The 21,337-nt window shown below is 63.6% G+C and carries 24 protein-coding genes; 17 read left to right on the top strand and 7 right to left on the bottom strand.

Annotated features, from left to right (window positions below):
* Positions 1-3 precede the first annotated feature (3 nt).
* The 8 genes from FJV77_RS01560 to FJV77_RS01595 all read left to right on the top strand — a co-directional run bounded on the left by FJV77_RS01560 (position 4) and on the right by FJV77_RS01595 (position 5,096).
* Positions 4-1,176 (top strand): acyl-CoA dehydrogenase family protein, encoded by a 1,173-nt coding sequence (locus tag FJV77_RS01560; protein ID WP_185970165.1) that lies wholly within the window; start codon positions 4-6, stop codon positions 1,174-1,176.
* A 301-nt stretch (positions 1,177-1,477) separates the two neighbouring features.
* Entirely contained in the window at positions 1,478-1,975 is a 498-nt protein-coding gene (locus tag FJV77_RS01565) for a hypothetical protein (RefSeq protein WP_142865102.1), read from the top strand.
* Between the two features lie 108 nt (positions 1,976-2,083).
* Complete coding sequence (locus FJV77_RS01570; RefSeq protein ID WP_246691108.1) at positions 2,084-2,224, top strand: hypothetical protein; 141 nt, start codon at positions 2,084-2,086, stop codon at positions 2,222-2,224.
* Positions 2,225-2,288: 64 nt separating this feature from the next.
* Positions 2,289-2,672 carry a hypothetical protein gene (locus tag FJV77_RS01575; RefSeq protein WP_142865103.1) on the top strand — a complete coding sequence of 128 codons (384 nt, stop codon included), beginning with the start codon at positions 2,289-2,291 and terminating at the stop codon, positions 2,670-2,672.
* Positions 2,673-2,753: 81 nt separating this feature from the next.
* Positions 2,754-3,185 (top strand): cupin domain-containing protein, encoded by a 432-nt coding sequence (locus tag FJV77_RS01580; RefSeq protein ID WP_142865104.1) that lies wholly within the window; start codon positions 2,754-2,756, stop codon positions 3,183-3,185.
* Between the two features lie 106 nt (positions 3,186-3,291).
* Positions 3,292-4,047: a copper homeostasis protein CutC gene (locus FJV77_RS01585; protein WP_142865105.1), complete on the top strand. Its 756-nt coding sequence runs from the start codon at positions 3,292-3,294 to the stop codon at positions 4,045-4,047.
* The gene (locus tag FJV77_RS01590; RefSeq protein WP_142865106.1) at positions 4,044-4,535 is read left to right on the top strand and encodes a GNAT family N-acetyltransferase; all 492 of its coding nucleotides are present in this window, start codon (positions 4,044-4,046) and stop codon (positions 4,533-4,535) included. Before FJV77_RS01585 ends, FJV77_RS01590 begins: the two co-directional genes overlap by 4 nt.
* A gap of 72 nt (positions 4,536-4,607) precedes the next feature.
* Positions 4,608-5,096 (top strand): SRPBCC family protein, encoded by a 489-nt coding sequence (locus tag FJV77_RS01595; RefSeq protein WP_142865107.1) that lies wholly within the window; start codon positions 4,608-4,610, stop codon positions 5,094-5,096.
* A 17-nt stretch (positions 5,097-5,113) separates the two neighbouring features.
* Here the strand turns inward: FJV77_RS01595 and FJV77_RS33205 are convergent, their stop codons facing one another.
* The 4 genes from FJV77_RS33205 to FJV77_RS01610 form a co-directional block, all read right to left on the bottom strand.
* On the bottom strand, positions 5,114-5,248 hold the full coding sequence (locus tag FJV77_RS33205; RefSeq protein WP_281408558.1) for a hypothetical protein: 135 nt from the start codon (positions 5,246-5,248) through the stop codon (positions 5,114-5,116).
* 11 nt (positions 5,249-5,259) lie between these two features.
* A complete protein-coding gene (locus FJV77_RS01600) occupies positions 5,260-6,057 on the bottom strand; it encodes a xanthine dehydrogenase family protein subunit M (RefSeq protein ID WP_142865108.1) in 798 nt (265 codons plus the stop codon).
* A 106-nt stretch (positions 6,058-6,163) separates the two neighbouring features.
* Complete coding sequence (locus tag FJV77_RS01605) at positions 6,164-8,509, bottom strand: xanthine dehydrogenase family protein molybdopterin-binding subunit (RefSeq protein ID WP_142865109.1); 2,346 nt, start codon at positions 8,507-8,509, stop codon at positions 6,164-6,166.
* A gap of 107 nt (positions 8,510-8,616) precedes the next feature.
* Positions 8,617-9,117, bottom strand: a complete 501-nt coding sequence (locus FJV77_RS01610) for a (2Fe-2S)-binding protein (protein WP_142865110.1) — start codon at positions 9,115-9,117, stop codon at positions 8,617-8,619.
* Between the two features lie 325 nt (positions 9,118-9,442).
* Between FJV77_RS01610 and FJV77_RS01615 the strand changes: the two genes are divergently transcribed.
* From FJV77_RS01615 to FJV77_RS01625, 3 genes are read left to right on the top strand one after another with little or no spacing between them, the layout of a single operon-like run.
* Positions 9,443-10,549: an FIST signal transduction protein gene (locus FJV77_RS01615; RefSeq protein ID WP_246691109.1), complete on the top strand. Its 1,107-nt coding sequence runs from the start codon at positions 9,443-9,445 to the stop codon at positions 10,547-10,549.
* A 4-nt stretch (positions 10,550-10,553) separates the two neighbouring features.
* Positions 10,554-11,897, top strand: coding sequence for a hybrid sensor histidine kinase/response regulator (locus tag FJV77_RS01620; protein WP_142865112.1), 1,344 nt, complete (start codon positions 10,554-10,556; stop codon positions 11,895-11,897).
* A 9-nt stretch (positions 11,898-11,906) separates the two neighbouring features.
* The gene (locus FJV77_RS01625; protein WP_142865113.1) at positions 11,907-12,353 is read left to right on the top strand and encodes a hypothetical protein; all 447 of its coding nucleotides are present in this window, start codon (positions 11,907-11,909) and stop codon (positions 12,351-12,353) included.
* Positions 12,354-12,370: 17 nt separating this feature from the next.
* Here FJV77_RS01625 and FJV77_RS01630 read toward each other — a convergent pair whose 3' ends face one another.
* Positions 12,371-13,054, bottom strand: coding sequence for a response regulator transcription factor (locus FJV77_RS01630; protein ID WP_142865114.1), 684 nt, complete (start codon positions 13,052-13,054; stop codon positions 12,371-12,373).
* Between the two features lie 234 nt (positions 13,055-13,288).
* On the opposite strand from FJV77_RS01630, the gene FJV77_RS01635 reads away from it, so the two are divergent.
* From FJV77_RS01635 to FJV77_RS01650, 4 genes are all read left to right on the top strand, one after another.
* Positions 13,289-13,996: a fumarylacetoacetate hydrolase family protein gene (locus FJV77_RS01635; RefSeq protein ID WP_142865115.1), complete on the top strand. Its 708-nt coding sequence runs from the start codon at positions 13,289-13,291 to the stop codon at positions 13,994-13,996.
* Between the two features lie 4 nt (positions 13,997-14,000).
* Complete coding sequence (maiA, locus tag FJV77_RS01640; RefSeq protein WP_142865116.1) at positions 14,001-14,651, top strand: maleylacetoacetate isomerase; 651 nt, start codon at positions 14,001-14,003, stop codon at positions 14,649-14,651.
* Between the two features lie 39 nt (positions 14,652-14,690).
* Positions 14,691-15,734: a zinc-dependent alcohol dehydrogenase family protein gene (locus FJV77_RS01645; protein ID WP_142865117.1), complete on the top strand. Its 1,044-nt coding sequence runs from the start codon at positions 14,691-14,693 to the stop codon at positions 15,732-15,734.
* A gap of 127 nt (positions 15,735-15,861) precedes the next feature.
* On the top strand, positions 15,862-16,443 hold the full coding sequence (locus FJV77_RS01650; protein WP_142865118.1) for a hypothetical protein: 582 nt from the start codon (positions 15,862-15,864) through the stop codon (positions 16,441-16,443).
* Between the two features lie 14 nt (positions 16,444-16,457).
* Here the strand turns inward: FJV77_RS01650 and FJV77_RS01655 are convergent, their stop codons facing one another.
* Positions 16,458-17,321, bottom strand: a complete 864-nt coding sequence (locus FJV77_RS01655; RefSeq protein ID WP_142865119.1) for a DMT family transporter — start codon at positions 17,319-17,321, stop codon at positions 16,458-16,460.
* A 106-nt stretch (positions 17,322-17,427) separates the two neighbouring features.
* Between FJV77_RS01655 and FJV77_RS01660 the strand changes: the two genes are divergently transcribed.
* Positions 17,428-18,846, top strand: coding sequence for a PLP-dependent aminotransferase family protein (locus FJV77_RS01660; RefSeq protein ID WP_142865120.1), 1,419 nt, complete (start codon positions 17,428-17,430; stop codon positions 18,844-18,846).
* 4 nt (positions 18,847-18,850) lie between these two features.
* Here the strand turns inward: FJV77_RS01660 and FJV77_RS01665 are convergent, their stop codons facing one another.
* Complete coding sequence (locus FJV77_RS01665) at positions 18,851-19,744, bottom strand: LysR family transcriptional regulator (RefSeq protein ID WP_142865121.1); 894 nt, start codon at positions 19,742-19,744, stop codon at positions 18,851-18,853.
* A 131-nt stretch (positions 19,745-19,875) separates the two neighbouring features.
* Here FJV77_RS01665 and FJV77_RS01670 point away from each other — a divergent pair, with 131 nt between their 5' ends.
* Positions 19,876-21,330 (top strand): MFS transporter, encoded by a 1,455-nt coding sequence (locus tag FJV77_RS01670; protein WP_142865122.1) that lies wholly within the window; start codon positions 19,876-19,878, stop codon positions 21,328-21,330.
* Positions 21,331-21,337 lie beyond the last annotated feature (7 nt).

Raw genomic sequence — 21,337 nt, forward strand, 5'->3', positions numbered from 1 at the left:
CATATGCATTGGGAGCCCGACACGTCGCTGATCGACGCGGCGCGGGAGATCGCTCCGATCATTCGGGAGCACAGCGAGGAAGCAGAGCGCGAACGACGCCTGTCCCAGCCGGTCTTGGATGCACTGCGCGAGACGGGCCTCCTGCGAATGACAACTCCCCGTTCACTCGGGGGGTTGGAAACCGACCCCGTCACTCGGGCCCTCGTCGGTGAGGAAGTCGGTCGCTACGACTCTGCCGCGGCGTGGACTCTGGAGAACCCTCTGGACTGGGCCTTCTTTTGTTGTCGTCTCCCCGACGAGGGAGCCGAGGAGATCTACCGCCGCGGAGCCGACATCCTCATCGCTGCCCAGTTCGGCCGCCCACTGAAGGCGACGTCGACCAATGGCGGCTACCGCATCTCCGGTCGAGCGCCGTTCGTCAGCAACTGTCATGACGCCGACTGGATCTCGTCGACGGTCCTCGTGGATGACGACGAATCCGCCGGAGGCGAGCCCGAGGTGCGCATGGTCTACTTCCCCAGCGAGGAGTGCGAAATCATCGATACGTGGAACGTCATGGGGATGCGGGGCACGGGCAGCCACGACATCTCGGTGACCGACATGTACGTGCCCAAGTGCAGGACCTTCCCGATGGTGCCGGACTTCGAGCCAGGCTCGCACTATCGGGGCCCGCTGTATCGACTCCCGCTCGTGGGCGCGGCGGCGTCCGGTATCCCGACGCCAATGCTGGGGGTGGCGCGACGAGCTCTCGACGAGGTGACCGAACTGGCCCGGACCAAGACTCCGGTGGCATCAAGCGGCCCACTGAAGGAACGCGCGTTGGCCCAAATCCAGCTGGGCCGCGCGGAAGCGATCCTGCGCTCAGGGCGCTTGTTGCTTCTTGACACACTGAGCGAAGCCTGGCGTCGATGCATCGACGGCGACGCCCACTCGCTGGAGCAGAAGGCGGACATCCTGCTCGCGATGGCCCACGCGATGAGCAGCGCCGTCCAGGCGGTAGATCTGGCCTGCAGCATCGCGGGAACGACGGCGTTTCGAGCCACCAACCCGCTAGAACGTTGCTTCCGGGATGTTCAGACGATGAGACACCATGTCTTCGCCTCGGAGCTTCGATATGGGACCTTCGGACAGGTGTATCTTGGGGTTCCCGCGGACTTCCCCGTGGTTGCCTTCTAGCGACCCTCGCTTCAATGATGGTCTGGCGCCCACGATGACATCGACGGACGCGCTGCCTCAGACCAGCGCGCCTTCCCTGCCCTCGAAAGTGCCCCTACCACCGATCCGGCCTCGAAATACGCGGTGACCGCCATCAAGCAAACAATGCCTCGCCATTCGTGCGGTCATACTCTTGCGTGCGCGAGACCGTTGCGGACTTTGCTACACTTGGCTGCCGCGTTTACCAGTGCAGCGCGAGACACCCTTGCACAAATATTCACTTTAAGAGATGCTTAACCCTAAGCCGTGGGAGGGCTGGGGGATGAGAATAAAGGCTTTGATGGCACTTTGTGCCAGTGCCGCGCTGTGCGGCTGTCAGACTAGCAATCAAGCAGACTATATGCAGATCGGTTACGGGCCGAGTTTCGACGTCGCCCATGCTCAATGCGAGATGCACAAGGGGTCGGTAGACCAAGGCTATATTGCCATCGGATCTCCGGGCTTTGTGGCAGGGGCCGGGATTGGCAATGCTCTCGGCAACCTAGCCGCCGAAGATCAGTACATGAAGAACTGCCTTATCCTGAGTGGATGGAAACGCGCGCCTCACGGCCAGGGAACCGCCGCCGTGGCAGCGGTCGCTGCTGGTGCGCCACCGACACCCTATGGGATAACTCGCGCGCCTGGTAGCTGGATCAACACGGCGCTTCTGGACTGGAAAGATGCCAACAACAAATGCGTCGCCGGCGACAAGGCTGCCTGCGCGACCCGCGCAAATCTCGGCGCGAAGTTAAGGGCTGCGGGCATCAACCCGTCGGTCTAAAGAATAGGAGGATAGCAATGAAAGTGGCCGGCGTGCCGCGCCTCGAACTTGTCGCCGGCGGTGTCGCTGCTGGCGCCGTGCAGCTTTCGGCTGCGCTGTAAAAATGGCGTGAAATGGGACCGTGAGACGATCGAGGTCGGGCCGAGGTCCGTCGATCTCATGGACGGTCCGGCGCGTCACGAATGGGAACACAGCATTCCGCCGGTCGCCGGGCACCGCTATTCCATCACGCTGCGGACGCTAAAATAGGCGCCGCTCCAAGGCACGCAGCAGCCGCTCTGGAAGGCAGCGCCCAGTTGTGCTTCGATTGCATATGAGCGTTGATCGCAGCAAATCCCTGGGCGTCCGCGCAACGCTCGTTCTATGGGCGTGTCTGTCCTGCCTGCTGGCTTTGCAATGGCTCGTCGACCTTGGGATGGTTGGCTTTCCCGACGGATACATAACGCCCTATGCGAGAGCGACCAGCACGCTGTTGCATGTCCTTGTCTGGGCATCCTTGGCGCAAAGCCTCTACTTCGCTTGCCGGGCCTTGTTCGGCAAACGGTTCGAGCCTTCTCTCTTCCTGCAAATGCTGGTCGCCGCCGCACTGACTGCCGTCCCGGTGCTCATCGTAAAACACTGCCCGCGGTCTCAGACATGCAGCAACATCTATGAGAAACTCACGAATACGATGATGGATGATGGCACGGGTGGATGAATTTATGTCTCCATCAATCGCTAACTGACGACAGGTAGAACTTTGGCGCCGCGCGGCGTGACGGCAGAAATCGGAGGAACCATGCGAAAGATTCTGGCATCGGCACTGCTGCTCACGGCAGCGTTGTCTGCAAACCCTGCTGCGGCACTGGACAGTTCCAGCCCACCGGTCGTCGTGACGCCCCTGGCCGATCGCACCCAGACCGCCTCCGGCCAGCCGATCGTGCTGCCGCAGAAAAATGTCCAGGTGCTGGTCTCGACCTACGATATTGCGGTGGGCGCCACGCTGCCGGTGCACAAGCACCCGTTTGCCCGCTACGCCTATGTCGAGGCCGGAACGCTCAAGGTGACGAATGTCGAGACCGGCAACAGCAACACCTACAAGACTGGCGATTTCATCGTCGAGATGATCGGCCAGTGGCACCAGGCGACCAATATCGGCGACGGCCCGGTCAAGCTCCTGGTCATCGATCAGGTCGAGCAAGGCGCCAAGAACACGGTGCTGCGCCAATAAAAGCGGCCGGGTTGCCGGCTGGCCCAAGCAGCGATTGGCTGTTCCGCTTTCCCGGCAACCGAGCCGATGCTAGGGCTGGCCGTCTGTAATCACGAAGGATCGCCCCTTGGCCGGAAATGCTCGCCCCCTGATCGAAATCTGCGTCGAAGGCATCGACGGATTGCTGGCGGCGCAGGCCGCCGGCGCCGACCGGGTCGAGCTCTGCGCCAGCCTGGTTGAAGGCGGCATCACGCCCAGCCTCGGCACGGTGCGCGCCGCACTCGAGAGCGCGACCATTCCCTTCCATGTCATCGTGCGGCCGCGCGGCGGCGATTTCCTCTACAGCGAGACCGAATACCGCTCGATGCTCGCCGATGTCGCAGCACTTCGCGATCTCGGCGTCGCCGGCGTCGTCGTCGGCTGCCTCAATGCGGACGGCACCATCGACGAGGCGCGCATGGGCGCATTGGTGCAGGCGGCCGGTCCGCTCGCCGTCACCTGCCACCGCGCCTTCGATATGACTCGCGACCCCGCCGAGGCGCTGGAAGCGCTGATCCGCTGCAAGGTCGGCCGCGTGCTGACCAGCGGCCAGAGAGACACCGCGGTGGAGGGCGCCGGCCTGTTGGCGGAGCTGGTCCGCCAGGCCGGCAGCCGCATCATCATTCTCGGCTGCGGCGCGCTCGACCCCGACAATATCGGAGGGGTGCTGGCTGAAACCGGGCTTGCCGAAATGCATTTCGCCTCACTCAAGGACGTACCGAGTGCAATGGCCTACCGCAATCCGCAAGTCGGCATGGGCGGCACCGATCTCGACCGCGAGTACCGCACCACGGTGACCGACGCGGCGCTGGTGGCGGCGACGATTGCGGCGGCCAGGACATGACGGCCGCGCCGATCAGCCGCGTCTCGCCCCAGGACGAACCGGCGACCCTCGCGCTCAACAATGAGCATGCGGCCGAACTGTCATGGCTCGAACCCGAACGGCTGTCCTTCCTGCTTGGCGAAGCGTTTTACATCAGGCGCATCGGCGCGCTTGAAGCCTTCATCATGACCTTCGATCAGGATGCCCGCTACGACAGCCCGAATTTCCTCTGGTTCCGATCGCGCTATCCACGCTTCGTCTATGTCGACCGCGTCGTCGTTGCCGGCGAGGCCCGCGGCCGCGGCCATGCCCGCCGGCTCTATGAGGATCTGTTCGCAGAGGCCGCCCGCGCCGGCCACAGCATCGTCACCTGCGAGGTCAATGCCGACCCGCCCAATCCGGCTTCGGACGCCTTCCACGCCGCGCTCGGCTTTGCCGAGGTCGGCGGCGCGGTGATCCATGGCGGCAAGAAGGCGGTGCGCTACTACCTCAGGCAGATCGCCGGCTGACACAGGCGGCTCTGGCGCCACAAGCAAGCCAAGGCTAATATAACGGCTTCCGCCAGCCGGGGGCGAAACACCATGCCAAGCAACGTCTTCCGCTTCAACGAAAGCTGGGACATTCCCGAGGCGACGCCGCAACAGGTCTGGGACGTACTCTCCGATGCCGAATTGCTGCCGATGTGGTGGGGCGACGTCTACAAGGAGGTCGTGCCGCTCGACCGCAAGGTCAAGGGCGTCGTCGGCTCGCGCGCCAAAGCCCGGGCGCGCGGCGCCCTGCCCTATGAATTGAACTTCATCGTCGAGGCGGCCGAGCTCGAGCCCGGCCGGCTGGTGGTGGTCAAGACCTTCGGCGATTTCGATGGCTTGTGGCGAGCGGAACTGTCGCCTTCGGGAACCGGCACCCACGTCGATCTCGTCTGGCAGGTGACGGTCGAGAGGCCGATCCTCAAATTCCTGGCGCCGTTGCTCAGGCCGGCCTTTGCCTGGAACCATCGCTGGACGACGCCGCGCGGCGAAGCCGGCCTGCGCCGCTATCTCGCGGCGCAGAACAAGGGCGAAGCGGCCTGATGCCGCCTCGCTGACCGCTACTGGAACAGCGCCATGGCGCTGTTGATGGTCATCCAGAACCCCCACAGCAGCGGAAAGCCGACGAGCAGCCAGGCGAGCGTAAGCTTGAGCGTATAAAAAGGGGCCGCGAAGGCCCCTTTCCAGTCACTCATGTCAGAAAAACTCAGGCGCTGGCGGCCGCCACCGCGCGTTTTGCCATCACTGCGATCAGGCTGGCGCGGTATTCGGCCGAAGCGTGAATGTCGGTCATCAAGTTCTTCGCCGGCACTTTCAAGCCCTCGAGCGCCGATGCGGCAAAGTTCTTCGCCAGTGCGGCCTCGATCTCCTTGGAGCGGAACACACCCTCATCGCCGGCGCCGGTGACGGCAACGCTGACCCCGTCCTTGCCCTTGGCCACGAACACGCCGACGATCGCGTAGCGCGAGGCCGGATTGCGGAATTTTTCGTAAGCCGCCCTGGCCGGCGCGGTGAAACTGACCGCGGTGATGATCTCGCCGTCTTTCAGCGCCGTCTCGAACAGGCCGGTGAAGAATTTCGCAGCCGCGATCTCGCGCTTGTTGGTGACGATGGTGGCGCCGAGCGCCAGGAGTGCCGCCGGATAATCGGCGGCCGGATCGTTGTTGGCGACCGAACCGCCGATCGTGCCCTTGTGGCGCACCGCCGGATCACCGATCAGCGACGCCAGATGCGCCAGCGCCGGACAGGCCTTTCGCAGCTTCTCGTCATTGGCGACGTCGTGGTGGGTGGTGGCGGCGCCGATGGTGACGGTCTTGCCCGATACCTTGACGCCCTGCAGATCCTTGATTCGCGACAGGTCGACCAGGTCGGAAGGGGCGGCAAGCCGTGTCTTCATCGCCGGGATCAGTGTCATGCCGCCCGACAAAAGCTTGGCGTCGCCGCTTTTCATCAGCTTGGCGGCGTCAGCGACCGAGGCGGCGCGGTGGTAATTGACTGCGTACATGGGATCCTCCCCTGAAGTGGTTAGGCAGTAGTGAGTAGGGAGTAGTCGGTAGGGAATGGTCGCTGCTGCGTGCTTCCCTATTCGCTACTCACTACTCCCTACTCACTCATTTCGCCGCCCTAATCGCCGCCCACACCGTCGACGGCGAGGCCGGCATGGCAATGTCGACAATCCCGATGGCGTCGGTGATGGCGTTGATGACTGCCGGCGGCGAGCCGATCGCGCCGGCCTCGCCGCAGCCCTTGATGCCGAGCGGATTGCTCGGGCACGGCGTGTTGGAGGTCGAGACCTTGAACGACGGCAGATCGCCCGCGCGAGGCATCGTATAATCCATATAGCTCGCGGTCAGCAGCTGCCCGCTGGCGTCGTAATGCGCACCCTCCAGAAGCGCCTGGCCGATGCCCTGGGCGATACCGCCATGCACCTGGCCCTCAACGATCATCGGATTGATGATGTTGCCGAAATCGTCCGCAGCGACGAACTGGACGATCTCGGTCGTGCCGGTTTCCGGATCGATCTCGACCTCGCAGATGTAGCAGCCGGCCGGGAAGGTGAAGTTCGCCGGATCGTAGAAGGCTGTTTCCTTCAAGCCGGGCTCCATGCCTGCCGGCAGATTGTGGGCGGTGTAGGCGGCAAGCGCCACCTGGAACCAGGGTAGGCTCTTGTCGGTGCCGGCAACCTTGACCTCGCCATTCTCGATGACAATGTCGCCCTCGTCGGCCTCGAGCAGATGCGCTGCGATCTTCTTGGCCTTGGCCTCGACCTTGTCGAGCGCCTTGGCGATTGCCGACATGCCGACGGCGCCCGAGCGCGAGCCGTAGGTGCCCATGCCCATCTGCACCTTGTCGGTGTCGCCATGGACGATCGAGACCGAGTCGATCGGCACGCCAAAACGCTGGTTGACCAACTGCGCGAAGGTCGTCTCATGGCCCTGGCCATGGCTGTGCGAGCCGGTCAGCACTTCGATCGTGCCGACGGCGTTGACCCGCACTTCGGCCGATTCCCACAGACCGACGCCGGCGCCGAGTGAACCGACCGCCGCCGACGGCGCAATGCCGCAAGCCTCGATGTAGCAGCTCATGCCGATGCCGCGCAGCTTGCCTTGCTTGGCGGCCGCCGTCTTGCGCTTGGCAAAGCCGGCATAGTCGGACGCCTTTGTCGCCGCATCGAGCGAAGCGCCATAGTCGCCGGCGTCATAATTCATGATCACCGGCGTCTGATGCGGGAAGGTGGTGATGAAGTTGGTGCGCCGAAGTTCGGCCGGCGACACGCCGAGTTCGCGCGCCGCCGTCTCCATGGTGCGTTCCAGCAGATAGGTCGCCTCCGGCCGCCCTGCCCCACGGTAGGCATCGACGGGTGCGGTGTTGGTGTAGACGGTGCGCACATTGGCGTGGATCGTCGGGATGTTGTACTGGCCCGACAGCAGCGTCGCGTAGAGATAGGTCGGCACGCAGGACGAGAACAGCGACATGTAGGCGCCGAGATTGGCAATGGTGTCGACCTTGAAGCCGGTGATCCGGTTGTTCTTGTCGAACGCCATTTCGACCGTCGAGACATGGTCGCGGCCATGCGCGTCGGTAAGGAAGCTTTCGGTGCGGTCGGCCACCCATTTGACCGGCACGCCGGTTTTCTTCGATGCCCACAGGCAGACGATTTCTTCCGGGTAGATGTAGATCTTCGAGCCGAAGCCGCCGCCGACATCGGGCGCAATGACGCGCAGTTTGTTTTCCGGCGCGACATTGTAGAAGGCGCTCATCACCAGCCGCGCGACATGCGGGTTCTGCGAGGTTGTCCAGCAGGTGAAGTGGTCCTCGGCCTTGTCGTAGTGGCCAAGGGCGGCACGCGGCTCCATGGCGTTGGGAACCAACCGGTTGTTGACGATCTTCATGCGGGTGACATGGGCAGCGGCTTTGATCGCAGCATCGGTCGCCTTGGCGTCGCCGATCTCCCAGTCGAAGATAAGATTGTCCTCGGCCTCGGCATGGACCTGCGGGGCGCCTTTTTGCAGCGCCTTGGTGGCATCGACCACCGCCTTCAATTCCTTGTAGGTGATCTCGACGGCCTCGGCCGCATCACGCGCCTGGCCCTTGGTTTCCGCCACGACGATGACGATGGCGTCGCCGACATAGCGCACCTTGTCGACGGCGAGCGGCGACCAGGCCCCCATCTTCATCGGCGAGCCGTCCTTGGAGTGGATCATCCAGCCGCAGATCAGGTTGCCGATGCCGTCGGCCTTGAGTTCCTTGCCGGTCAAGACACCGATGACGCCGGGCATGGCCTGCGCCTTCTTGACGTCGATCTTCTTGATCTGCGCGTGCGCGTGCGGGCTGCGCACGAAAGCGGCATGCTTCATGCCGGGCACCACCATGTCGTCGACATAACGGCCGGCGCCGGTGATGAACCTTTTGTCTTCCTTGCGCGCAACGCGTGCGCCAATACCTTCAATGCCCATAGGAATTCCTCCGGAATTTAAGAGAATAGGCAGTAGGGATTAGGCAGTAGGGAAATAGGGCCGCGGTGTCGCATCGCCGTCTTGCCCTACCCCCTATTGCCTACTGCCTAAGCTGCCTGTTTCGCCTTGCCCTTCGACGCCTTCGCCATCGTCTTCGATGCGGCGAGGATCGCCTTGACTATGTTGTGGTAGCCGGTGCAGCGGCAGATGTTGCCTTCGAGCTCGGTGCGAACCGTTGCCTCGTCGAGGCCTTCGGGATGACGCGCGATCATGTCGGTCGCCGTCATGATCATGCCCGGCGTGCAGAAGCCGCATTGCAGACCGTGATGTTCCTTGAACGCAGCCTGCACCGGATGCAGGTCGGCGCCGTTGGCGAGCCCTTCGATCGTCACCACGGTCGACCCGGAGGCCTGCACGGCCAGCATCGAACAGGACTTCACCGCCCTGCCGTCGACATGCACGACGCAGGCGCCGCATTGCGAGGTATCGCAACCGACATGCGTTCCGGTGAGACCAAGATTTTCGCGCAGGAAATGAACCAGAAGCGTTCGGTCCTCGGCAGCGCCGCTGACCCGTTTTCCGTTCACGACAAACGAAACGTCCGACATGCATCCTCCCTGGGTATAACCTCGGTAATCATGCTGCCGATGCGGCTTTGGCGCTCGGCCATGCGCTATTCGTACACCGCACAACACGCAAAAAACACACGGTGCTCATTGTACTTTCGGACATGGACAAAACGAAAATCATGAGCCCGTCCGCCCCATTGCCAAAGCGCGGATTGAAGGCAACAATACCATCGACGCTGGCGCCAAAAGACATAAAAACAGGCGCACACCAAAATGCGTCGGAGGAATGCGGAGAAAGCTGCTGGCCAGTTCACGGACGAGCTATGCATCCGGTCTGTCGGCGCTCACCACAGACGAGCCTGACATGGATGCATTCGCCCGGGCGGTCGCCACCGAGGCCGCTGCCATCAACGCAGGCTTTGCGCTGCTGTTCTTCTCGCAGAGCCTGGTCGACGCTGCCGCCCTGTCGCAAGCGCTGAAGACCCATGCGCCCACGTTGGCCTATGCCGCCTGTTCGACCGCCGGCGAGATCACCCCGGAGGGCCTGGAGGAAGGCCATGTGCTGGCTCTTCTGCTTCCTTCCGCGTCATTCTGCGCGGTCAGCGCCATGGTCGACAATCTCTCCTCGTCGGGCATGGACAGGATCACCAGTGAAGTCGAGGCCTTGCGGCGCCTGCTGCGCGGGCGCATCGGCAGTTGCCATTCCAACAGCACCTTCGCGCTCTGCTTCATCGACGGCCTGTCCTTTGCCGAGGAAGCGGTGACCTCGGCCATCCATTGGGGGCTGGACGACATCCCGCTGATCGGCGGTTCGGCGGGCGACGATTTGAAATTCGAAACCACCAGGCTGATCTCGAACGGGAAGGTGGCTTCCGACAGCGCCATCATCGTGCTGATATCAACCGAAATTCCCTTCCATGTCTTCAAGACCGACAATTTCGTCCCCACAGACGAGAAGCTGGTGGTGACGGCATCGGATCCCGACCACCGCACCGTGCGCGAATTCAACGCCACCAATGCGGCCGAGGAATATGCCGCCTCGGTCGGCATCGTCGCGCAGACCCTGACGCCGATGAGCTTCGCCTCGCATCCGGTGGTGGTGAAGGTGGGCGGCGAATATTACTGCCGCTCGATCCAGAAGATGCATCCCGACGGCTCGCTGTCGTTCTTCTGCGCCATCGACGACGGCGTTGTGCTGTCCATCGCCCAGCCCAAGGACATGGTGGAATCGACGCGTGCCGCACTGCGCGACGTCGAGGAGCGGCTGGGTGGCATCGACATGATCCTCGGTTTCGATTGCGTGCTGCGAAGGCTCGATGCACGCAACCGCCAGGTCTTCCGCGACATTTCGGAGCTTTACCGGACCAGCAACGTCATCGGCTTCGGCACCTATGGCGAACAGTACCGCTCGATGCACCTCAACCAGACCTTCACCGGCATCGCTTTCGGCGAACGCCAGGCGGCGGAATAGGCCCATGCCGCTCAGGGACATCGACGACGTCGACAGGCTGAAGAAGATCAACGCCGCCCTGGTCAGCCGCGTCGAGCGCTCGATGGACCAGCAAGGCAACGCCTTCTCGCTGTTCCAGACTGCGATTTCGCTGGAAAACCGGGTGCGCATCCGCACCGAAGAATTGCATTCCACTTTGCGCCGGCTGGAGCAGTCGAACATCGACCTCAGCGCCGCCAAGGAAAACGCCGAGCTGGCGAACCTGTCCAAGACCCGGTTCCTCGCTGCCGCCAGCCATGACGTGCTGCAGCCGCTCAACGCCGCCCACCTCTCGGTCTCGGCGCTGGCCGAAGTGCAGACCAGCGACGAGGGCAAGAAACTCGTCCGCCAGGTCGAGCGCTCGCTGGAGACGATGGAAGACCTGTTGCGCACGCTGCTCGACATTTCCAAGCTCGATGCCGGCGTGGTCCAGCCCGACATTGGCGACGTCAATCTGGAGACGCTGTTTTCCTCGCTGCGCTCGGATTTCCTGCCGGTGGCCGAGATGAAGGGCCTGGCGCTGAAGTTCCGCCCGGTCAGCGCGGTGGTGCGTTCGGACCGCACGCTGTTGCGCCGCATCCTGCAGAACATTCTGTCCAATGCGCTGCGCTATACCCGTTCGGGTGGCGTGCTGGTCGGCACAAGGCATCGCGGCGACACCATCCGCATCGATGTCGCCGACACCGGTTGCGGCATTCCTGAAGACCAGCGCGAGGCAGTGTTCGAGGAGTTCCATCGCGGCTCCGCCTTTCCGGCCGATACCGGAATCTCCGGCGGCGGGCTGGGGCTCGGCCTTGCCATCGTGCGGCGTATGGCCGCCGCGCTCGGCCATCCCGTGACGTTCTCCTCGAAGGTCGGACGCGGCACGATCTTCCACATCGACGTGCCGGTCGGCATCGGCGCCAGCGCCGACGCCATCGCCAGCCTTGCCGAGATGGAGCGTCCGCGCGGTTACGGCCTGTTCGGCACCAAGGTTCTTCTGGTCGAAAACGACGCCGATGTGTTGCAGGCGATGACCTTCCTGCTCGAGCGCTGGCAATGCCTGGTGCGCGCCGCGACCTCGACCGAGGATGCACTGAGCCTGCTCGGCGATACCGACTGGGTGCCCGACATCGTCATTGCCGACCAGCATCTCGACGACGGCGACCTCGGCACCGCAACAATAGCCGAAGTGCGCGACTATCTCGGCCGCGCCGTGCCGGCCCTGATCGTCACCGCCGACGCCTCCGAAGCCGTAGCCAAAGCCGCCCGCGCCGCCGGCATCGAGCTAATGCGCAAGCCGCTGAAGCCGGCGCAGCTAAGGGCGCTGCTGGCGCATTTGCTGGCTTAGGGGTGGCTGATGCGCCTTCTTGATTACCTAGGAAAACCGGCAACGCACCTTTTGACCTCGCTGCCATTCAAAGATTGGGATTTTGAACGATCGATTGATGATGACCTGCCGGAGCAAAGCATAAACTATGAAGCCGGTCGCCACGGATTTTCGTTCACTTGCGACAACGACGAAACAATAAACACCATATTTGTAGAGTCAGACGATTTCGATCAATCGCTGCTCGACATTCCCTTTTCGCTAGGCCGATGGGAGGTTCAAAGCATCCTTGGCGCCCCCTCGAAAAGCGGCAAGTCCCATAGCGACCCAGTTCTGGGCGAATATGGCCCTTGGGATAGATATGACGAGGAGCGTCATTCGATACACATCGGGTACCAGCCTTACGCCGACAGGATACGGAGAATAACACTTACGCGCGCCGACATGGTGTCAGGCACGTTCAGGCGATCAAACTGAACGGGATTTATACCCCCTCAAAACCCCGCCTGATCCCGAAACAGCTCCGCATTGTCCAGCTTCGACACCTCGATCACCGCTTGCGTCCTGCTGTACACATTGAGCTTGCGCAGGATCTCCGAGACATGCGCCTTGACCGTCGTTTCGCCGACCTGCAGCTCGTAGGCGATCTGCTTGTTGAGCAGGCCCTGGCGCAGCATCTGCAGCACCCGCAGTTGCTGCGGCGTCAGTTTCGCCAGCCGCTGCACCATGTCGGCGCGGTCTATGCTGTCGGCGTCCGGCGGCTGTCCCTCGTAGTTTTCCGGCACATAGATGGCGCCCTCCATCACCGAGCGGATGGCGGCGGCAAGATCGCTTTTGCGCGCCGATTTCGGAATGAAGCCCGCCGCCCCGTAAGACAGCGCCTCGGAGATGATTTTCGGCTCCTCGTGGCCTGACACCACCACCACCGGCAGCCTTGGATGGCGGGTCCTGAGCTGCAGCAGCCCTTCGAAACCCTGCACGTCGGGCATGGACAGGTCGAGCAGCGCCAGATCGAACGGCTTTATCCCACCCAGAAGATCGAGCGCCTCGGCGATCGAACGCGCCTCCACCGTGTCGACTTCGGGATAGGCCATCTGCACGGCACTGTGCAGCGCCTCGCGAAACAGCGGGTGGTCGTCGATGATCAGGAACCGGGCACGATCGTTGATTGCTGTCATGGGGCTCGTTTCAGTCCTCCCTAGGCACGATACTCCCGCTGGTATGGCCAGCTTATTGGCAAATAGTCTATCGCCATCTTAACCCCGGAGGCGGAGCCGACTTTTCAGGCAAATGAGGCGAAGCCGACTTCTTCCAACAATCAAGGCCGAGCCGGCGCTTTTGCGGACGCTCATGCCTTGCCCGGCGGTTCAAATCGGTCAAATGTGCCGGCAGCTGAAGCAGAAAGACCTGGCATGACAGACTTCGTCCTTCCCTTGCCCGCTACCCCGTCGGTCGCCATTGCCGGTTCGCCGGCCCGTTTTGCGGTGCGCCGCATTTTCTGCGTCGGCCGCAACTACGCCGCCCACGCCCGCGAACTCGGCAATGACGAGCGCGACCCGCCCTTCTTCTTCACCAAGCCGGCCGATGCGGTGGTCGACAGCGGCAGCACGATCCCCTACCCGCCGCTGACCAAAAACCTGCATCACGAGATCGAGCTGGTCGCGGCGATCGGCAAGGCCGGCTTCCGCATTCCTCGCGCTGAGGCGCTCGACCATATCTGGGGCTACGGCGTCGGCATCGACCTCACCCGCCGCGACCTTCAGGACGAGGCCAAGAAGGCAGCCCGGCCCTGGGACTGGTCGAAGGCTTTCGACCGCTCGGCGCCGTGCGGGCCGCTGGTCCCTGCGGCAAAATCCGGCCATCCGCAAAAGGGCCGCATCTGGCTCGCCGTCGACGGCGCGGTGAAACAGGACGGCGACCTCGCCGAGCTGATCTGGCCGATATCAGACATCGTTTCGATCTGCAGCGAGTCGGTTGCACTACAGCCGGGCGACCTGATCTTCACCGGCACGCCGGCCGGCGTCGGCGCGGTGGCGCCCGGCCAGACGATGACCGGCGGCGTCGACGGCATCGGCACGATCGAGATCACCGTCGGCCAAGATCCCATCGGCAAGCCGTGATCCGATGAGCGATCTCGTCCTCCATAACTACTACCGCTCCTCCACCTCCTACCGCGCGCGCATCGCGCTGGAGATGAAGGGCCTGGCCTACGAGTACGTGCCGCATCATCTGCGTCATGGCGACCATCTGGAGCCAGCCTACCGCGCCGTCAATCCACAAGCGCTGGTGCCGGCGCTGATCCTTGAAGACGGCACGCTTTTGACGCAGTCGCTGGCGATCATCGAATATCTCGACGAGACCAATCCCGAACCGCCGCTGCTGCCGAAGGACGCGCTCGGCCGTGCCCGCGTGCGAATGCTGGCGCAGATGATCGCCTGCGACATCCACCCGGTGAACAATCTGCGCGTGCTGACCTCGCTGCGCACTTTGTTCGGCGCCGGCGACCAGGACGTCGTCAACTGGTTCCGGCACTGGGTGAACGAAGGCTTTCAGCCGCTTGAAAAGATTCTGGCTTCGTCGCCAGAGACCGGCACATTCTGCCACGGCGACGAGCCGGGCCTGGCCGACATCTGCCTGGTTGCCCAGATCGCCAGCAACGCCCGCTTCGGCGTCGACCTGACTCCCTACCCGACGATCTCGCGCATCCACGCCGCCTGCATGGCGCTGCCGGCCTTTCAGAAGGCAGCGCCCGAGAATCAGATAGATGCGGAATAGCAGCGCAATGTTGCTGCCGCAGAGCATGAGGACCACCCGATGAAAGCCGTCGTCTTCGAAAAATTTGGCGAGACGCCGATAATCCAGACCGTGCCCGATCCGAAGCCGGCGCCGGAAGGCGTCGTCATCAAGGTTGAGGCGACGGGGCTCTGCCGCAGCGACTGGCATGGCTGGATGGGCCATGACGACGGCATCACCCTGCCGCATGTACCGGGCCACGAACTGGCCGGAATCGTCGTCGCTGCCGGCAAGCGGGTGACACGCTGGAAAGCGGGCGACCGCGTCACCGTGCCGTTCGTTGGCGGTTGCGGCCGCTGTTTCGAATGCACATCGGGCAATCATCAGGTCTGCGAGCATCAGTTCCAGCCGGGCTTCACCGCATGGGGCTCGTTCGCCGAATATGTCGCCATCGAGCATGCCGACACCAATCTCGTGCGCCTGCCCGAGGAGATGGAGTTCGCCACCGCCGCCAGCCTTGGCTGCCGTTTCGTCACCTCGTTTCGCGCCATCGTCGACCAGGGGCGAGTGACGCCGGGTGAATGGGTGGCGGTGCATGGCTGCGGCGGTGTCGGCCTGTCGGCGATCATGATCGCCAGTTCCATGGGCGCCAATGTCATTGCCATTGACCTCACCGACGAAAAGCTGGAGTTCGCCAAAAAGATCGGCGCCGTGGCCACCATCAATGCGGCCAAGACGCCGAATGTGGTCAAGGCGGTCAAGCAGATCACCAATGGCGGCGTGCATATGTCGATGGACGCGCTCGGCCACCCGACGACATCGTTCAACTCGATTTCCAATCTGCGCCGGCGCGGCCGCCACGTGCAGGTCGGCCTGATGCTGGGCGAACATGCCCGCCCGCAAGTGCCGATGGACAAGGTGATCGCCTTCGAGCTCGAAATCCTCGGCAGCCACGGCATGCAGGCCTACCGCTACCCCGCGATGATGGAGATGATCCGCACCGGCAAGCTCAAGCCGGAACTGCTGGTCGGCAAGAAGATCAGCCTCGACGAGGCGCCGGCGGCCTTGATGGCGATGGGCGGTTTTGAGGGGATCGGCATTGGGGTGGTGACGAAGTTCGGATAGCCATCCGACAAAAAGATTTGCTCTACAGCTTTACAACCAAAGCAAGACTGTCATACAATCTTGAGTAGATATAAACCAAAGAACACGCATAGGTTGATGCCATCCTGTGTCTTCACCAAGGCCGGAAATGAGACTTTTTCTGCTCTGCCTTTTGCTGCTGTGGGCTACGCTCAGTGCCTGGGCACAGGACAGTGGAGTTGCGGATGGGGTCCAGGCGCCAAGTCAGGGCGCCTCCACTTCCAACAATCCGGAAACGGCGAAGGAATCCACCCTGCGGTTTGAAGATTTTCCGGCAAAGATTTTTCAAAAGAAGGCTGCGAAGAACATCCAAATTCACCCTAATGATTCTTGGGTGAAGGCAGTTAAACCGGATATTCGCGAAGCAATGAAACACGGCGCCGATTTCGCCGGCCACTTCTCCGTCGTACTGGTCAATTGCGGTACCGCTTGCATTGCTGCGCGCATGATTGACTTGCGGACCGGTCAGCTCTTTTGGATTCCGGGGGGCTACCAGTTGGATTTGGAATACCACGTGGGAAGTCGGTTAATGAGGGTTGCCTGGGTGGAACCTTCCGAAAATGCCGTGTGCGTGCGTCAAGATTTTGAGTGGACGGGGCGCAAATTCGTCAAGCGTTATGAGGATCGCGAGAAAGCCGCCGACTCCTCCGAATGTCCTGGCTTAGAGTACATACGCAAGCCGCCTCAGTGAGCACAGCAGTAAACTTAGCGCGCAAACTTCTTCGCGCCGAACACGCAGGCCACCACGCCGAGCGTGACCACCACCATCAGCGGGCTGACCTGTTCGTGCAGCAGTGTCGCCGCCAGGGCCAGGCCGAAGAAGGGTTGCAGCAGTTGCAGCTGCCCGACGGCGGCGATGCCGCCTTGCGCCAGACCCCGATACCAGAACACGAAGCCGATCAGCATGCTGAACAGCGAGACATAGGCGAGCCCGATCCAGGCGTTTGATCCGACCGCGGCAAAGGATGGCGGCAGCGTCGCGAACGTCAGCACCAGCATGATCGGCAGCGAGATCGCCAACGCCCAGCAAATGACCTGCCAGCCGCCGAGCCGGCGCGACAGCGCGGCTCCTTCCGCGTAGCCCAGTCCGCAGACGATGATGGCGGCCAGCATCAGGCCATCACCGACCGGTGACGCCGTCACGCCTTGCATCAGGGCAAAGCCCGCGACCAGCGCGCTGCCGATGCACGAGAACAGCCAGAAGGCAGGCCGCGGACGCTCACCACCGCGCAGCACGCCGAAGATCGCAGTGGCCAGCGGCAGCAGACCGACGAAGATGATGGAATGGGCAGAGGTTACGTGCTTGAGCGCCAGCGCCGTCAGCAAGGGAAAGCCAACAACCACGCCAAGGGCCACGATCACCAGCGACACAAAGTCGCCGCGCTCAGGGCGTTTCTGCCGGAACAGGACGAGCATCGCCAGACCGAGCAGTCCGGCAATCGCCGCGCGGGCCGAAGTCAGGAAGGTCGGATCGAAATCCGCCACCGCCACACGCGTCGCCGGCAGCGAGCCGCTGAAGATCAACACGCCCACGAATCCGTTCACCCAGCCGCTCGCGCTCTTGTCCATTCCAGGCTCCATTGCTTCCGCCCTCTATCGGGCCGGAGGGTATGGAACTGCCAGAGACAATGCGGTACAATTTTTCAAAACTGTAATGGTCGATTGAGCAATACAGATGACCGAACTCGCTCTCGAAACCAACCGTGCAGACGCCCTTGCCGCGACCACGCTGGTCGAAACTGTCATGGCGACCATTCGTCAGCGGATTGCCGCGCGCAGCCTGACGCCGGGCGCGCGATTGCCTTCGATCCGCGCTTTCGCCAAAGCCATGCAGGTGTCCAAGTCAACCGTCGTCGAGGCCTATGAGCGGCTTGCCGCCGAAGGCGCGATCCGCTCGCGGCCGGGCTCAGGCTTTTATGCCGCCGGGTCGCTGGCGCCTTTGTCGCTGGCCGAGATCGGCCCGCGGCTCGACCGTGCGGTCGACCCGCTCTGGGTGTCGCGCCAGTCCCTGGAAGCCGGTGCCGAAATGCTGAAACCCGGCTGCGGCTGGATGCCGGCCGCGTGGATGCCGCAGTCCGCCTTGCGCCGGGCGCTGCGCACTGTGGCGCGAGCCGACGATGTCGACCTCGCCGATTACGGCACGCCGCTCGGCCTGCCGCCGCTCAGGCAATTGCTGACGCGGCGTATGGCCGGGTATGGCATCGACGTCTCCCCCGAGCAGATCATGCTGACGGAATCCGGCACGCAGGCCATCGATCTCCTGTGCCGGTTCCTGATCGAGCCCGGCGATACCGTGCTGGTCGACGATCCCTGCTATTTCAATTTTCACGCGCTGCTGCGTGCCCACCGCGCCAAGGTCGTCAGCGTTCCCTACACGCAATCGGGGCCGGACATCGAGCTGTTCGCGCAGGCGCTAGCCGAGCACAAGCCGCGCCTCTACATCACCAATTCCGCCATCCACAACCCGACCGGCGCGATCCTGTCGCCGGTCACGGCGCACCGGCTGTTGAAGCTCGCCGACCAGTCGGACCTGACCATTGTCGAGGACGATATTTTCGCGGATTTCGAGCACAGTCCCGCGCCCCGGCTGGCGGCATTCGACGGCCTCAACCGCGTCGTCCACATCGGCAGTTTCTCCAAGACGCTGTCGGCCTCTGTGCGCTGCGGCTTCATCGCCGCACCGCGCGACTGGATCGAACAGCTCACCGACCTCAAGATCGCCACCACTTTCGGCGGCGGCCGGCTGGCGGCCGAGCTGGTGCTGGCGCTGCTCAGGGACGGCAGCTACCGCAAGCACATGGATCTGCTGCGGGCGCGCCTTTCCCGCGCCATGGGCGAGACGGGCGCGCGCCTGAAGGCGATCGGCATCACCCCCTGGATCGACCAGCCCGCCGGCCTGTTCCTGTGGTGCAGCCTGCCTGACGGTGTCGATGCGGCCCACATCGCCCGCCGCGCACTTGCCGACAACATCGTGCTGGCGCCGGGCAATGCGTTCAGCCTGTCGGGCACCGCCAGCCGCTTCCTGCGCTTCAACGTTGCCCAGTGCGGAGACGAGCGGATTTTCAAAGTGCTTGAGACGGCAATGACGCGCTGATCGCTCACCGAGAGGCCGCGCAGACCTCGCGCACGCAGTCGCGCAGCCAGCGTTGCGCCGGGTCGGCATCGAGCCGCGGATGCCACAGCATCGAGATGGTGACCTCGACGGTTGCGACCGGCAGTGGAAAGCTGACCATGCCGGCGCGTGCGCCTTGCGTATGCCGTTCGGGGATGCTGGCGATCAGACCGGAAGCGCGCGCCATGGCGAGTGCTGCCGAGAAACCGGAAACCATGCATACCACGGTCCGTTGCATGCCAAGCTGTGCCAGCGCCTCATCGATCGGTCCCCTCTCCCGGCCGCGCCTTGAAACGCTGATGTGGCGACCGGCGGCATAGCGTTCGAGCGTCACCACGCCTTCGCTCAAGGGGTGACCCGCTCGCACCGCGCCGACGAAGCGGTCGCGAAACAGCGCCTGTATGCGCACTTCAGGTCCGGTTTCGCCTGCAACGCCGATTTCCAGGTCGATCGCAGCGTCGCGCAGCGAGGCGGCGTCCTTGTCGGCTTTGGGCGCAAAGCGCAGCCGCACGCCGGGCGCCTCGGCTTGGATGAGGGCGACAAGACGAGGTCCAAACTCCTCGACGAACCCTTCATTGGTGCGCAGCGTGAAGATCCGGTCCAGCTTCGCAAGATCGAGAAGCCTGGCAGGGCGCAGCAACGCCTCGGCATCCCCAACGACGCGGCCGGCCTGCTGCCGCAATTCCTGCGCGCGTGGGGTCGGAACCAGGCCCCGGCCGGCGCGAACCAGCAGCGGATCGCCGGTTGCTTCCCGCAGTCGCGCCAGCGTGCGGCTCATCGCCGACGGGCTGAGCCGCAGCCGGGTAGCGGCGCGCGCCACGCTGCCTTCGGCCAAAAGGACGTCGAGCGCGAACAGCAGATTGAGATCGGGCGATGTCATCAGCGGATTGTAACACATGACATGGCGTTTGATGCACGAATAAGATGCAAATGCTGCGCCTTTCGCCATGCCGCTGAAGAAATTAGATCTCCAACAGGTCCGTTTCCCGGACCGGAAAGAAGGAGATCGCTATGGCAATTGCCGAACAGACTGGAAACGAACGCGCATCGGCGCCGCAGCAGGTCCAGTCCGCAGTCCTGGCGCTGGCAAGCCTGTCGCTGGCCACGCTGCTGTCGTCGCTTGGAACCAGCATTGCCAGCGTCGGCCTGCCATCGCTGATGCAGGCCTTCGGCGCGTCGTTCCAGTCGGTGCAATGGGTGGTTCTCGCCTACCTGCTCGCCATCACCACCCTGATCGTCAGCGCCGGACGGCTGGCCGACATGTTCGGCCGCCGGCCTCTGCTGCTTGGCGGCATCGCGCTGTTCACGCTGGCCTCGGTACTCTGCGGCCTGGCGCCGACGCTCTGGCTGCTGATCGCGGCGCGCGCCGTGCAAGGGCTTGGCGCGGCGCTGATGATGGCGCTGACGCTGGCCTTTGTCGCGGAGACCGTAGCCAAGGAGAGAACCGGCAGCGCCATGGGCCTGCTCGGTGCCATGTCGGCGATCGGTACGACGCTCGGCCCGTCGCTCGGCGGCCTTCTCATCGCCGGCTTCGGCTGGCGGGCGATCTTCCTCGTCAATATCCCGCTCGGCGTCGCGGCCTTCGCCCTCGCCTGGTTGGCCCTGCCTGCCCGCGGCAAGGCTACCGAAGTCGATCGAGGCAGCTTCGATGCGGTGGGCACCGTGCTGCTCGCCTTTACGCTCGCCGCCTATGCGCTGGCGATGACGCTCGGCCGGGGCCATTTCGGCACGCCCAACATCGGCCTGCTGATCGCCGCCGGCATCGGCGTCGTTCTGTTCGGCGTTGCGCAAACGAGGGCGAAGAATCCGTTGATCCGGCTTGCCCGGTTGTACGACATCGGGCTCAGTGCCAGCCTCGCCATGAACCTCATCGTCGCCACCGTGATGATGGCGACCCTGGTGGTCGCGCCGTTCTATTTGTCGCGCGGGCTCGGGCTCAACGCCGCGATGGTCGGCGTGGTGCTGTCGACCGGTCCGCTGGTATCGGCGCTCTCGGCGCTCATCGCCGGCCGCCTCACCGATCGCCTCGGCACGCACCGGATGATGGTTGCCGGGTTGCTCGGCCTCGCCACCGGCACTTTCCTTTTGTCGCTCGCCGCGACAAAACTCGGCATTGCCAGCTATGTCATGCCGATCGCCGTCACCTGCTTCGGCTACGCCCTGTTCCAGACATCCAACAACGCCGCCGTCATGAGCGGTGTCGCCGCCGGTGAGCGCGGCGTCGTGTCCGGCCTGCTCAATCTGTCACGCAATCTCGGCCTGATCACCGGCGCATCGCTGATGGGCGCCATTTTTGCGGTAGCCTCGGCTGGAGGACGGGAGAGTCAGTTGGCCTCAGCGACAGCCGCCCACGGCATGCAGGTCACCTTTCAGACGGCGACAGCCCTGGCGGTGGCTGCACTGTTCCTGGCGCTGCTGTCGGCCCGCGCCGCCGGCAGGTCATCGTCGCGGCAACAGCCATCGTGATCGAAGG

This window comes from Mesorhizobium sp. WSM4306, assembly GCF_007003975.1.
In the GTDB taxonomy this organism is placed as follows: Bacteria; Pseudomonadota; Alphaproteobacteria; order Rhizobiales; family Rhizobiaceae; genus Mesorhizobium.